The organism is Delftia sp. NA_296.1 (assembly GCF_052692095.1).
The window spans coordinates 45,290-58,876 of sequence record NZ_JBQZGF010000013.1; the positions used below are offsets into that span (position 1 = coordinate 45,290).

Sequence of the window (13,587 nt, forward strand, 5' to 3'; positions counted from 1 at the left end):
CGATGCAGCGAAGAACCCTGACCCAGATCCTGGCCCTGGCCCCGGCTGTTTCGGCCGCCAGCTGGCTGGCTGGAAGTGCCACGGCGGCCGAGCCGCTGTTTCCGGGCAAGGCGCCGCTGCGCATCGTCGTGGGCTACCCGCCCGGTGGCGCCACCGACCGCGTGGCGCGCATCGTGGCCGACAAGCTGCAGGCGCACGTGGGCTCGCCCGTGGTGGTGGAGAACAAGCCCGGCGCGGGCGGCCGCCTGTCGGCCCAGTATGTGAAGAACGCGCCGGCCTCCCAGCCCGCGCTGCTGCTGGCCAACCCGGCCGTGATGCTGGTGGCGCCCCTGGTGTTCCCTGACTCGGGCTACGACCCCGACAAGGACTTCCGCCCGGTCAGCGAGGTCAACCGCTACGAATTCGGCGTGGCCGTGGCCAGTGCCGTGCCCGTCAGGCAGCTGTCGCACCTGCTGGCCTGGCTGCGTGCCAATCCGCAGCAGGCCAACGTGGGCGTGCCGGCCACGGGCAGCCTGCCGCACTTCTTCTCGCTGATGCTGGGCGAGGCCGCCAAGGTCCGCACCGAAACCGTGGGCTACAAGGGCTCGGCCCCGCTGCTGACCGACCTGGTGGGCGGCCAGGTGCCGCTGGCCATCGACACCTTCGACGTGCTGCTGCCCCAGCACGAGGCCGGCAAGATCCGCGTGCTGGCCGTGTCGGGCGAGCGCCGCAGCACCATGGCGCCGGACATTCCCACGCTCAAGGAATCTGGCCTGAACCTGTCGGGCATGGGCTGGAACACCTTGTTCGCGCCGCAGAGCATGGCGCCCGACATTGCCGAGCGCCTGTCGCGCATGGTGCAGGAGATCATGAAGGAGCCCGACACGCGCCAGAAATTCGAGGCCAGCCGGCTGACCCCGGTCTCCAGCAGCAGCGCGCAGACGGCCGAGATGCTCAAGGCCTACCGCGCGCAGTGGACGCCGGTGGTGGAGCGCTCGGGCTTCAAGCCCTGAACCTTCGACAAAAATGGCCCGTGCGGGCCTTTTTTCATGGGGCCTAGGGGTTTCCTCGGTGCCTGGGCGCTTGTGGTGGAAAGGGTCTGGCGACTAACATTTACCGACCATTCGGTAAATTATGTTTGATCTGCCGCATAAAGACGGCAGACAGGCCACGGAGACTTCCATGCCCCCATCGCTGGTTCTGGTTGAGCAGCAAGACGCCGTCCGCACCCTGGTGCTGAACCGCCCCGACGCGCTCAACAGCTTCAACGCGCAGCTGCACGAGCAGCTGCTTTCGGCCCTGGAGCAGGCCGCCGGCGATGCCACGGTGCGCTGCGTGGTGCTCACGGGCGCGGGGCGCGGCTTTTGCGCGGGCCAGGACCTGTCCGACCCCGAGGCGGCGCCCGACCAGAACCTGGGCGACCTGATCGAGCGCCGCTACCAGCCGCTGTGCCTGCGGCTCAAGTCCATGCCCGTGCCCGTGGTGGCCGCCGTCAATGGCGTGGCCGCAGGCGCGGGCGCCAATATCGCGCTGGCCTGCGACCTGGTGCTGGCCGCGCGCTCGGCCAGCTTCATCCAGGCCTTTGCCAAGATCGGCCTGGTGCCCGACTGCGGCGGGACCTGGCTGCTGCCGCGCCTGGTGGGCCGTGCGCGCGCCCTGGGCCTTGCGCTGCTGGGCGACAAGCTGCCTGCGGCCGAGGCCGAACGCATCGGCCTGATCTGGCGCTGCGTGGAAGATGCCGATTTGCGCAGCGAGGCCCAGGCCCTGGCCCAGCGCCTGGCCGCCATGCCCGTGCGGGCCCTGGCGCGCACGCGGGAGGCCATGGACTCGGCCCAACTGCTGGACTACGAACATGCGCTCACGCGCGAGGCGCGCCAGCAGGGTCAGCTGGGCGCGGCCCACGACTACCAGGAGGGCGTGGCCGCCTTCCTGGGCAAGCGGGCTGCCGTGTTCTCGGACCGTTGAGGAGCGGCGCCATGCAAGACACCCACACCCCGGACGAAGCCGCGCAGCGCCTGGCCGAACAGGTGCGCGACGGCATGCTGGCGCGCGACCGCGCCGCGCAAGGCCTGGGCCTGCGCATCACGGACATCGCCCCCGGCGCGGCGCGCATGGAGATGGCCGTGCGCGACGACATGCTCAACGGCTTCGACATCTGCCACGGCGGCTTCATCACGGCGCTGGCCGACACGGCCTTTGCCTATGCCTGCAATGCGCGCAACGAGATGACGGTGGCCTCGGGCCTGAGCGTGGACTTCGTCGCGCCCGGCCGGCCCGGCGACGTGCTCACCGCGCAGGCCCGCGAAGTCTCGCGCGCAGGCCGCACCGGCGTCTATGACGTGCAGGTCACCAACCAGCGCCAGGAAGTGATCGCGCTGTTCCGTGGCCGCTCGCACAGCTTCAAGGGCCGGCCCACCGTGCCCGGCCTGACAGAGCCCACCTGAAGAGGTCCGCCATGTCCCTGCAGCGCCCCGCCCCCGGCGAACTCGACCCCATCGAAACCGCCAGCCGCGACGAGATCGCCTCGCTGCAGCTGCTGCGCCTGCGCTGGTCGCTGCAGCATGCCTACGACAACGTGCCGCACTACCGCCGCGCCTTCGACGAGAAAGGCGTGCATCCGTCCGACCTGCGCACGCTGTCCGACCTGGCCCGCTTTCCCTTCACCACCAAGAAGGACCTGCGCGAGAACTACCCGTTCGGCATGTTCGCCGTGCCGCGCCAGAAGGTGGCGCGCGTGCATGCCTCCTCGGGCACCACGGGCAAGCCCACGGTCGTGGGCTACACGTTGAATGACATCGACAACTGGGCGAATCTGGTGGCGCGCTCCATCCGCGCGGCGGGCGGGCGGCCCGGCGACATGGTGCATGTGGCCTATGGCTACGGCCTGTTCACGGGCGGGCTGGGCGCGCACTACGGTGCCGAGCGCGCGGGCTGCACCGTGGTGCCCATGTCGGGCGGGCAGACCGAAAAGCAGGTGCAGCTGATCCAGGATTTCCGGCCCGACATCATCATGGTCACGCCCAGCTACATGCAGGTGATCGTGGAGGAGATGCAGCGCCAGGGGATGGACCCGCGCGAGAGCTCGCTCAAGATCGGCATCTTCGGCGCCGAACCCTGGACCGAGGCCATGCGCCGCGAGATCGAGGGCAAGGCGGGGCTGGATGCCGTGGACATCTACGGCCTGTCCGAAGTCATGGGCCCGGGCGTGGCCAGCGAATGCGTGGAGAGCAAGGACGGGCCGGTGATCTGGGAAGACCATTTCTACCCCGAGATCATCGACCCGGACACGGGCGAGGTGCTGCCCGACGGCAGCGAGGGGGAGCTGGTCTTCACGTCGCTGTCCAAGGAAGCCATGCCCATCGTGCGCTACCGCACGCGGGACCTGACGCGGCTGCTGGCGCCGACCTCGCGCAGCTTCCGGCGCATGGGCAAGATCGTGGGGCGCAGCGACGACATGCTCATCATCCGCGGCGTGAACCTGTTTCCCACCCAGATCGAGGAGATCGTGCTGCAGAACGCCCAGCTGTCGGGCCAGTACCAGCTGGTGGTCACGCGCGACGGCAACCTGGACCGGCTGGCCGTGCGCTGCGAGATGCAGCCGGGCACGCAGGGCGACACCGAGGCGCTGGCACTGTGGGTGCAGCAGCGCATCAAGACCCTGGTCGGCGTGAGCGCCGAGGTCGAGGTGCTGCGACCCGATTCCATAGAGCGCACCCTGGTGGGCAAGGCCCGCCGCGTGATCGACCACCGCAGCCGCTGAGCGCGCACAGGAGTCCCATGGCCCGAGGCCGATCTTCCGGATACGACGACCAGCGCGAACTGATCCTGGGCCATGCCGCCGCGCTGTTCGCGCGCAGCGGCTACCCCGGCACTTCGATGAACGAGGTGGCCCAGGCCTGCGGCCTGTCCAAGCCCACCATCTACCACTACTTCCGCGACAAGTACGCGCTGCTGGTGGACATCACCGATGGCCACATGACGCGGCTGCAGTCCCTGGTGGACGAAGTGCAGTCCATGGGCCTGCCGCCCGAGCCGCGGCTGCGCATGCTGATCGAGCGCTTCGTGCAGGAATACGCCCATGCCCGCCATGCCCACCGCGTGCTGACCGAGGACGTGCGCTTCCTGCAGGACGACGACCGCCAGCGCGTGCTGGGCAAGGAGCGCGCCGTGGTCGAAACCTTTGCCCAGGCGGTGGCCCAGCTGCGGCCTGACGCCGATGGCGCGGGCCTGTCCAAGGCGCTGGCCATGCTGCTGTTCGGGATGATGAACTGGATGTTCACCTGGCTGCGGCCCGACGGCTCGCTGGACCACGAGGCCATGGCCCCCGTGGTGGCTGACCTGTTCCTCGGAGGCCTGCCGGCCGTGCAGACCCCAGGCAAACCCGGGCATCAAACCGCTGGCAAAAAAATAGTTACCACGGTAAATTGTGGCGCCTGAAGGTGCCACGCCCCATCCAACACAAGGAGACAGACATGAAGCGTTTGACGAAACTGGGCCTGCTGGCCGCGACCCTGGCCACGGTCTGGGGCTCGGCCCTGGCCGACATCAATGTGGGCGTGGTGGTCTCGGCCACCGGACCGGCGGCCTCCCTGGGCATTCCCGAAAAGAACACCGTGGCGCTGATGCCGCGCACGGTGGCGGGCCAGAAGGTCAACTACATCATCCTGGACGACGCCTCCGACACCACGGCGGCCGTGGCCAACACGCGCAAGCTGATCAGCGAGAGCAAGGTCGATGTCATCCTGGGCTCCAGCATCACGCCCAACTCGCTGGCCATGGTGGACGTGGTCTCCGAGGCCAAGACGCCCATGATCACGCTGGCCGCCTCGGCCAAGATCGTCGAGCCCGTGGATGCCAAGAAGTTCTGGGTCTTCAAGACGCCCCAGCACGACGCCATGATGGCCGCCGCCATCGGCGAGCACATGGCCAAGGCCGGCATCAAGACCGTGGGCTACATCGGCTTCAACGACGCCTACGGTGAAAGCTGGCTGCAGGAGTTCCGCAAGGTGGCCGAGGCCAAGGGCATCAAGCTCACCGCCACCGAGGCCTATTCGCGCAGCGATACCTCGGTCACGGGCCAGACGCTCAAGCTCATGTCCGCCAGGCCCGATGCGGTGCTGATCGCAGGCTCGGGCACGCCGGCCGCGCTGCCGCAGAAATCGCTCAAGGAGCGCGGCTACCAGGGCAAGATCTACCAGACCCACGGCGTGGCCAATGCCGACTTCCTGCGCGTGGGCGGCAAGGATGTGGAAGGCACGCTGCTGCCCGCCGGCCCCGTGCTGGTGGCCCACCAGCTGCCCGACAGCAACCCGGTCAAGAAGTCTGCCGTCTCCTATGTGGAAGCCTACGAGGCCGCCAACGGCAAGGGCACGGCATCGACCTTTGGCGCGCATTCCTGGGATGCGGGTCGCGTGCTCGAAGCGGCGATTCCCGCCGCGCTCAAGAAGGCCCAGCCCGGCACGGCCGAGTTCCGCGCCGCCCTGCGCGATGCGCTGGAGCAGACCAAGGACGTGGCCGGTGCCCACGGCATCTTCAACATGACGCCCACCGACCACCTGGGCCTGGACCAGCGCGCGGCCGTCATGGTCAAGATCGAGAACGGCACCTGGAAGTACCAGCCCTGAACCTGCGGGCCTGAGGCCGCAGCGGCTGCCGCACTGGGCGGCGGCCGCTGTGGCGCTCGGCCGCGCCTGCTCGAAAGTCGATCATGGATCTGCAAATCGCCCTGCTGCTGGGGCAGGACGGCATCGTCAACGGCGCCGTCTACGGCCTGATGGCGCTGGCCCTGGTGCTGGTGTTCTCGGTCACCCGCATCATCTTCATTCCGCAGGGCGAGTTCGTCGCCTTCGGCGCGCTCACCCTGGCCATGATGCAGGCCGGCCGCGTGCCCACCACGCTGTGGCTGCTGCTGGCCCTGGCCGCCGCCGTGCTGGTGGTGGATCTGCTGCGCTGGCGCGCGGGCAGCCAGGTGAGCTGGCCCGCCACCTTCCTGTGGTGCCTGGCGCTGCCGGCCATTGCCGTGGCCCTGGCCTGGGGGCTGCGTCCGTCCTCGCTGATGCTGCAGGCGCTGGCCACCCTGGTGCTGATCACGCCCATGGGGCCGCTGCTGTACCGCCTGGCCTACCGGCCGCTGGCCCATGCCTCGGTGCTGATGCTGCTCATCGTCTCGGTGGCCATGCACGGCGTGCTGGTCGGCCTGGGGCTGCTGTTCTTCGGGGCCGAAGGCTCGCGCACCCCCGCGTTTTCCGAGGCGCAACTGCGCCTGGGCGACATCACGATCTCGGGCCAGTCCCTGGTGGTGGTGGGCGTGACCCTGGTGCTGGTGGCCCTGCTGTTCGTGTTCTTCGAGCGCTCCATGATCGGCAAGGCGCTGCGCGCCACGGCCATCAACCGCGTGGGTGCACGCCTCATGGGCATTCCCACGGCCATGGCCGGCGACGTGAGCTTTGCGCTGGCCGCGCTGATCGGCGCCATCTCCGGCCTGCTGATCGCGCCGCTGACCACGGTGTACTACGACACCGGCTTTCTGATCGGCCTCAAGGGCTTCGTGGCCGCCATCGTGGGCGGGCTGGCCAGCTACCCGCTGGCCCTGGCCGGCGCGCTGCTGGTCGGGCTGCTGGAGGCCTTCTCGTCGTTCTGGGCCAGTGCCTACAAGGAGGTGCTGGTGTTCACGCTGATCATCCCGGTGCTGTGGTGGCGATCGCGCAATAGCCACCATGTGGAGGAAGAAGAATGAGCGCCCCCGTTTCCTCGCAGGCCACGGCGCCTGCCAAGGCCGCCTCGGGCGGCATCAGCACGCGCGTGCTCACCGTGGCCGCCATTGCGCTGCTGGCCGCGTCCTGGGGCTTCCTGCCTGATTTCACCGTCGTCATCCTCAGCTACATCGGCCTGTTCGCCATGGTGGCCGCAGGCCTGGTGATGCTGACCGGCGTGGGCGGCATGACCTCGTTCGGCCAGGCGGCCTTCGTGGGCATCGGCGCCTATGCCACGGCCTGGGTCTGCACGGCGCCTGCCTCGGTGGCCGCGCTGGGCGGGCTGGTGGGCGCGGCGGGCCTGCCCTGGGTGGGCCTGGCGCTGGGCCTGCTCATCACCTTCGTCGTGGCCTGGCTGCTGGGCGCGGTCACGGTCAAGCTGCAGGGCCACTACCTGCCGCTGTGCACCATCGCCTGGGGGCTGAGCCTGTACTACCTGTTCGGCAACATGGAGTTCCTGGGCGGGCAGACCGGCATCACGGGCATTGCGCCGCTGGTGATCGGTGGCGTCTCGCTGGCCTCGCCGCGCGCCATGGGCGTGGTGATCTGGGCCGTGCTGCTGGTGGCGCTGTGGCTGCTGCACAACCTGCTGGACTCGCGCGAGGGCCGGGCCATCCGCGCGCTGCGCGGCGGGCGCGTCATGGCCGAGTCCATGGGCATCGACACCGCGCACTACCGCGTCAAGCTCTTCGTGCTGGCGGCCCTGCTGGCCACGCTGTCGGGCTGGCTCTACGCCCACATGCAGCGCTTCGTGAGCCCGGCGCCCTTCAACCTCAACGTGGGCATAGAGTACCTGTTCATGGCCGTGGTGGGCGGCGCCGGCCACCTGTGGGGCGCCGTGCTGGGCGCCACGCTGATCACCCTGGTCAAGCAAAAGCTGCAGGACATATTGCCGGCCCTGCTGGGCACCAGCGGCAACTTCGAGGTCATCGTCTTCGGCCTGCTGATGGTGCTGGTGCTGCAGCGCTTTGCAGAAGGCCTGTGGCCCACGCTGCAGGCGCTCACGGCGCGCTGGGTGCGCCGGCCCGTGTCCGATCTGAAGCTGGCGGACGCGGCGCCGCTGGCGCAGCGCGCGCTGCCTGCGGCGGGCCAGGTGCTGCTGGCGGCCGAGCATGTGACCAAGCGCTTTGGCGGCCTGGTGGCCAACAACGATGTGGCCATGACGCTCAAGGCCGGAGAGGTGCATGCGCTGATCGGCCCCAACGGCGCGGGCAAGAGCACCTTCTTCAACATGATCTCGGGCGTGGACTCGCCCACCGAGGGCCAGGTGCGCTTCATGGACCAGGCCATGAACGATGCGCCCTCGCGCCGCTTCGCCGCTCTGGGCCTGGGCCGCACCTTCCAGCATGTGCGCCTGCTGGGCCAGCGCAGCGTGCTGGAGAACGTGGCCGTGGGCGCGCACCGGCGTGCGCACCGGGGCTGGCTGGCCTCCATGCTGCGCCTGGACCGGGCCGAGGAGGCCTCGGTGCTGGCCGAGGCGCGCCGCCAGATCGAGCGCTGCGGCCTGGGCGCCTTCGCCGACGTGCCGGCCGCCTCGCTCGCCTTGGGCCAGCAGCGCATCGTGGAGATCGCACGCGCCCTGGCCGGACAGCCTGCGGCCCTGCTGCTGGACGAGCCGGCCGCCGGCCTGCGCCACCTGGAAAAACAGGCCCTGGCCGACCTGCTGCGCCAGCTGCGCGCCGAGGGGCTGGGCATTCTCGTCGTGGAGCACGACATGGAGTTCGTCATGAATCTTGCGGACCGCATCACGGTGCTGGAGTTCGGCACCGTGATTGCCGAAGGCACGCCGGCCCAGATCCAGGTCAACCAGCGCGTGCTGGATGCCTACCTGGGCGGCGGCGACGACGACGAGGCAACCGGAGAGACGGCATGAGCGACACCCTTTTGCAGCTCAAGGGCCTGAGCGTGTCCTACGGCCCCGTGGAGGCCGTGCACCAGGTGGATCTGGATGTGCGCAGCGGCGAGATCGTCACAGTCATCGGCCCCAACGGCGCGGGCAAGACCACGCTGCTGTCGGCCGCCATGGGCCTGCTGCCCTCGCGCGGCGAGATCCATCTGGACGGCAAGCGCATCGCACGTCCCGGCGTCGAGGTCATGGTGGCCAACGGCGTGGCCCTGGTGCCCGAAAAGCGCGAGCTGTTCGGCGAGATGTCGGTGGAGGACAACCTGCTGCTGGGCGGCTTCTCGCGCTGGCGCCGGGGCCTGCGCGACCAGGCGCAGCGCATGGACGAGGTCTTTGCCATCTTCCCGCGCCTGAGGGAGCGGCGCCCGCAGATGGCCTCCACCCTGTCGGGCGGTGAGCGCCAGATGCTGGCCATCGGCCGCGCGCTGATGGCACGCCCGCGCCTGCTGCTGCTGGACGAGCCCTCGCTGGGCCTGGCGCCGCTGATCGTGCGCGAGGTGCTGCAGGTCGTGGCCGGCCTGCGCGACCACGGCGTCTCGGTGCTGCTGGTCGAGCAGAACGCGCGCGCCGCCCTCAAGGTGGCCGACCGTGCCTACGTGCTGGAGATGGGCGCCGTGGCCCTCAGCGGCGCGGCCAGGGAGCTGCTGCACGACCGGCGCATCATCGATACCTATCTGGGGATGGGGCGCAGTGCGGAGGCGGTGGCCTGAGACGCAACCCCCCGCCACAACGAAAAAGGCTGCCGGACCGGCAGCCTTTTTGCATTTGCAGCGGGGCGCTCAATCCAGCTTGATGTTGTTGGCCGAGATCACCCGCCCCCACTTGCTGCGTTCGGCGCGCACGAACTGGCCCATCTGGTCGGCGCTGCCGGGCATGGGCTCCACGCCCATGGCGGCCAGGCGTGCCTTGGTGCGGGTGTCGGCCAGGGCCTGCTGCAGCGACTGGCTGAACTTCTTGACCACCTCGGCCGAGCTGCCCGTGGGCACGACGATGCCCTGCCAGGCATAGCCCTCGAAACCTTTCAGACCCTGCTCCTGCAGCGTGGCGATCTGGGGCAGAACGTCCACGCGGGCGGGGCTGGCCACGCCGATGGCCTTGAGCTTTTTCTCGCTCAGGAAGGGAATGATGGTGGCGCTGTCGGCCCACATGGCGGGAATCTGGCCGCCGACCACGTCCTGCACGGCCGGGGCGGCGCCACGGTAGGGCACATGGGTCATGTTGCTGATGCCCGCCTGTTCGCGGAACAGCTCGCCCACCAGGTGGTGGGGGCTGCCCAGGCCGGCCGAGCCCCAGCTCACGCCGGTCTTTTGCTGTTTGGCCCAGGCCAGGAATTCGGCGAGGTTGGTGGCGGGCACCTCGTTGTTGACCACCAGCAGCATGGGAAAGCGCACCAGCATGCCCACGGGCTTGAAGTCGCGCTCGGCGTTGTAGTTGAGCTTGCTGAACAGGAAGGGGTTGGCCGCCAGCGTGGCGAAGTCGGCCGTGAACATGAGGTTGCCGTGGTCGCGCGAGCGGGCGCTGTACTCGGCCGCGATGTTGGTGCCTGCGCCGGGCTTGTTGTTGATGACGATGACCCGCTCCATGTTGCGGCCCATGGCCTCGGCGATGACGCGGGCGACCACGTCCGAGCCGCCGCCGGCCGCATAGCCCACGACCCATTCCAGGGGCTTGTCCTGTGCCAGGGCGGCAGGCCCTGCGGCCAGGGCCAGGCCCGAGCAGGCCAGTGCGGCCAGAAACTGCTTGCGTTGCATCCTTGTCTCCATGTTGTATGCGGCGCCCTTGTGGGATGTCCAAGGTGTGAGGCGGGCGCCTTTGTGGGGATGGCAGGCCGCCGCACGGGCGGCGGCGCGCGGCTTCAGGCGGCCGCGTGCACCGGGGCGACCGGCGTCACGGCGCCGCGCTCGGCCGGGTCCGCGCCGGCAGGGGCAAGTCCTGCGCTGGCGCGGGCCAGTTCGAGCGCATGCAGCAAGGTGCCCTGGTGGCCGATGTGATTGGCCAGCAGCAGCACGAGGCGGGCATTGAGGGCATGGCTTTGCGCGGTATCGAGCCCCTGGTGGGTGGCGATCAGGGCTTCGTAGAAATCGTCGCAGGCCTGCAGGTTGGGGTGGGTGGACAGCAGCATGGCGGTCTCCTGTGGATGGGGCGTAAGAGGTTCAGGCCGTGGCGGCGGCGCCGCAGGCTCTTTGGAGAGCGGCACGCACGCCGGCTTCGTCGGGGCGGCGCCAGCGCGCGCAGACATGCTGGTCAGGCCGCAGCAGGTAGCTGGTGCCGGGGCGTGCATCCAGGCGTTTGGCCGCCAGGCCGCGCGCATCGATGAGGTCGGCGCCGTGCGCATGGGCCTCGCCCTCGGCCGCAATGGACAGGTTGAGCACGCCGGGCAGCGCCTGCGCCCAGGCCGGCGTGGGGCCGAAGTGCAGCAGCGTGAAGTCCGGTCCCAGAGCGCGCAGCAGCCAGGCCGTGCCGTCTGCGCCGGGCCGGCGCATGGGCGCATCGGCCAGCACGGCGCCGGGCAGCTGCGTTCCGTCGAAGGTGTCGGTGTCGGGCGTGTTGAGCGCGGAGCCGTGCAGCGTGGCCGGCACGGACAGCCGCCCGCTGTTGACGATGCGGCGCGCGAATTCATGGTCGCGCGCCAGGTCCAGCACGGCGTCGCGGAACAGGCGGCTGATCTCGCTCTTGGGCGTGATGAAGTCGGTGGCGCGCGTGGAGTTGCGGATGTTCTCGTCGGCCGCGTATTCGCGCTCGGCGCCGTAGGTGGCGATCAGCGAGGCATCGGCCTGGCCGCGCAGCACGCGGTCCAGCTTCCAGGCCAGGTTCTCGGCATCCTGCACGCCGCTGTTGGCGCCGCGTGCGCCAAACGGCGAGACGCCGTGGGCGCTGTCGCCCGCAAAGACCACGCGGCCATGGACGAAGCGGTCCATGCGCAGGCAGGCGAAGGTGTAGACGCTGGCCCATTCCAGCTCGAAGGGCGCGTCCTTGCCCAGCAGGGCACGGATGCGCGGCACGATGTTCTCGGGCTTTTTCTCTTCCTCGGGGTCCGCGTCCCAGCCCAGCTGGAAGTCGATGCGCCAGACATCGTCGGGCTGGCGGTGCAGCAGCACGCTCTGGCCCGGGTGGAAGGGCGGGTCGAACCAGAACCAGCGCTCGGTGGGGAATTCGGCGTGCATCTTCACGTCGGCGATCAGGAAGCGGTCGCGGAAGATGCGGCCATGGCTTTCCTGGCCCAGCAGGCCGCGCAGCGGCGAGCGCGAGCCGTCGCAGGCCAGGACCCATTGCGCATCGATGCGGTAGCTGCCGTCGGGCGTCTCCACGGTCAGCAGGGCGCCCTCGGCCTGCGGCTCCAGTGCCGTGACCTTGCTGTGCCAGCGCAGGTCGATCAGCGGCAGCTGCAGTGCGCGCTCGACCAGGTAGGCCTCGGCGTAGTACTGCTGCAGGTTGATGAAGGCCGGGCGCTCGTGGCCGTCCTCGGGCAGCAGGTCGAAGCGGTACAGCGGCTGGTCCTTGAAGAAGACCTTGCCCAGGTTCCAGGACACGCCCTTGTCCACCATGGGCTGGCCCACGCCCAGGCGGTCCCAGATCTCCAGAGTGCGCTTGGAAAAGCAGATGGCGCGCGAGCCCGTGGACAGCCGGCAGTCGTTGTCCAGCAGCACCACGCGCTGGCCGCGCTGCGCCAGGTCGATGGCCAGCGACAGGCCTACGGGGCCGGCGCCGACGATGACCACGGGATGCCGGGCAGGCGTGTCCGCACCGGCGTCCTGGTCGGCATGGCGCTCGTAGGGGATGTGGATGGCCTGTATGTCTGCGCCGCTGCCGCGCAGCGCTTGCAGGGAGATGGCGGGGTGGGACATGGTGTTCGTCCTCTGGCGTGGGCAGTGTGGAAAAAAGGGCGCAGCCATCCCCGCCGGCGCGCCAGGGCGCCGGTTCACGGACGGGTGCGATGGGCGGGCGTGCCGGTGTTCAGGCCCGGACGCCGCCGTGCATCAGCCTTCGAGCGCCAGCCACATCTGGCGGTCGCGCTCGGCGGTCCAGATGCGCGGGTCGGCGTGGCCCGAGGCCTCGTCATAGGCGCGGGTCACATCGAAGGGCATGCAGTGGTTGAAGATCACCCACTGGCCGTACTTGGGCTGCAGCTTGGCGAAGGCGGCCTCGTAGACCTTGCGCAGGTCCTGCTGGGCATCGGCGCCGGCCTTGACCTCGGTCCACAGGTCGCTGATGAAGTCGCGCGTGCCGGCCAGGCCGGCCTGCACCTCGGCCGGCGTCTGCAGCGCGGCGCCGCGGCCGGGCACCAGCTTTTCGGGCTGCAGGGCGGCGATGGCGTCCAGCGTGTGCGGCCAGTCCTGGAAGTAGGCGTCGCCCGCATAGGGCGTGGCGCCGAACTCCACCAGGTCGCCGCTGAACAGCACCTTGTCCTGGGGCAGCCAGACCACGGTGTCGCCCTTGGTGTGGCCGCGGCCCAGCTGCAGAATCTGCACTTCGAGCTTGCCCAGCCACAGCGTCATCTTGCCGGTGAAGGTCAGGGTGGGCCAGGTCATGCCGTCGGGCACGCTTTCCACGTTCTGGAACAGGCGCGGGAAGCGGCCGATCTCGCTGGCCTTGTCCTGCTCGCCGCGCTCCACGATGAGGTCGTAGGTGTCCTGGCTGGCAATGATGTGCTCGGCGCCTTCCGCGAAGAAGGCCGAGGCGCCCAGCACGCGCACCGCGTGGTAGTGCGAGAGCGTCACGTACTTGATGGGCTTGTCCGTGACCTCGCGGATGCGGCGGATCACGTCCTGGGCCATGACGGGCGTGGCCTGGGTGTCGATCACCATCACGGCGTCGTCGCCAATGATGATGCCGGTGTTGGGGTCGCCTTCGGCCGTGTAGGCATAGGCGTGCTCGGAGAGCTTGTCGAAGCTGACCTGCTTGATTTCGAGGTCGGCGGCGGAGGCAAAGGTCTTGGTGGTCATGGGCATCCTG

At 69.5% G+C, this 13,587-nt stretch carries 13 protein-coding genes; 9 read left to right on the forward strand and 4 right to left on the reverse strand.

What is annotated here, in order from left to right:
* The first annotated feature begins 2 nt into the window (after positions 1–2).
* From ACUTR7_RS26090 to ACUTR7_RS26130, 9 genes are all read left to right on the forward strand, one after another.
* On the forward strand, positions 3–992 hold the full coding sequence (locus tag ACUTR7_RS26090) for a tripartite tricarboxylate transporter substrate-binding protein (protein WP_445610171.1): 990 nt from the start codon (positions 3–5) through the stop codon (positions 990–992).
* A gap of 169 nt (positions 993–1,161) precedes the next feature.
* Positions 1,162–1,944, forward strand: coding sequence for an enoyl-CoA hydratase-related protein (locus ACUTR7_RS26095; protein WP_012202500.1), 783 nt, complete (start codon positions 1,162–1,164; stop codon positions 1,942–1,944).
* Between the two features lie 11 nt (positions 1,945–1,955).
* Positions 1,956–2,423 (forward strand): hydroxyphenylacetyl-CoA thioesterase PaaI, encoded by a 468-nt coding sequence (gene paaI, locus ACUTR7_RS26100; protein WP_180318617.1) that lies wholly within the window; start codon positions 1,956–1,958, stop codon positions 2,421–2,423.
* Positions 2,424–2,434: 11 nt separating this feature from the next.
* Positions 2,435–3,739: a phenylacetate--CoA ligase PaaK gene (gene paaK, locus ACUTR7_RS26105; protein ID WP_445610172.1), complete on the forward strand. Its 1,305-nt coding sequence runs from the start codon at positions 2,435–2,437 to the stop codon at positions 3,737–3,739.
* A gap of 17 nt (positions 3,740–3,756) precedes the next feature.
* Positions 3,757–4,416, forward strand: coding sequence for a TetR/AcrR family transcriptional regulator (locus ACUTR7_RS26110; protein WP_012202503.1), 660 nt, complete (start codon positions 3,757–3,759; stop codon positions 4,414–4,416).
* A 35-nt stretch (positions 4,417–4,451) separates the two neighbouring features.
* Positions 4,452–5,603: an ABC transporter substrate-binding protein gene (locus tag ACUTR7_RS26115; protein ID WP_445610173.1), complete on the forward strand. Its 1,152-nt coding sequence runs from the start codon at positions 4,452–4,454 to the stop codon at positions 5,601–5,603.
* 83 nt (positions 5,604–5,686) lie between these two features.
* On the forward strand, positions 5,687–6,715 hold the full coding sequence (locus ACUTR7_RS26120) for a branched-chain amino acid ABC transporter permease (RefSeq protein WP_012202505.1): 1,029 nt from the start codon (positions 5,687–5,689) through the stop codon (positions 6,713–6,715).
* A complete protein-coding gene (locus ACUTR7_RS26125; protein ID WP_202759409.1) occupies positions 6,712–8,604 on the forward strand; it encodes a branched-chain amino acid ABC transporter ATP-binding protein/permease in 1,893 nt (630 codons plus the stop codon). The genes ACUTR7_RS26120 and ACUTR7_RS26125 overlap by 4 nt, the downstream gene beginning before the upstream one ends.
* Positions 8,601–9,344 (forward strand): ABC transporter ATP-binding protein, encoded by a 744-nt coding sequence (locus ACUTR7_RS26130; protein WP_097204432.1) that lies wholly within the window; start codon positions 8,601–8,603, stop codon positions 9,342–9,344. Before ACUTR7_RS26125 ends, ACUTR7_RS26130 begins: the two co-directional genes overlap by 4 nt.
* A 69-nt stretch (positions 9,345–9,413) precedes the next feature.
* On the opposite strand, the gene ACUTR7_RS26135 is transcribed toward ACUTR7_RS26130, so the two are convergent.
* The 4 genes from ACUTR7_RS26135 to ACUTR7_RS26150 all read right to left on the reverse strand — a co-directional run bounded on the left by ACUTR7_RS26135 (position 9,414) and on the right by ACUTR7_RS26150 (position 13,577).
* Positions 9,414–10,385: a Bug family tripartite tricarboxylate transporter substrate binding protein gene (locus ACUTR7_RS26135; RefSeq protein WP_043780454.1), complete on the reverse strand. Its 972-nt coding sequence runs from the start codon at positions 10,383–10,385 to the stop codon at positions 9,414–9,416.
* 104 nt (positions 10,386–10,489) lie between these two features.
* Complete coding sequence (locus ACUTR7_RS26140) at positions 10,490–10,756, reverse strand: DUF2783 domain-containing protein (protein ID WP_013800326.1); 267 nt, start codon at positions 10,754–10,756, stop codon at positions 10,490–10,492.
* A 31-nt stretch (positions 10,757–10,787) separates the two neighbouring features.
* The gene (locus ACUTR7_RS26145; protein WP_047327018.1) at positions 10,788–12,479 is read right to left on the reverse strand and encodes an FAD-dependent oxidoreductase; all 1,692 of its coding nucleotides are present in this window, start codon (positions 12,477–12,479) and stop codon (positions 10,788–10,790) included.
* Between the two features lie 132 nt (positions 12,480–12,611).
* Positions 12,612–13,577, reverse strand: a complete 966-nt coding sequence (locus ACUTR7_RS26150; protein ID WP_013800328.1) for an MBL fold metallo-hydrolase — start codon at positions 13,575–13,577, stop codon at positions 12,612–12,614.
* Positions 13,578–13,587: the final 10 nt, after the last annotated feature.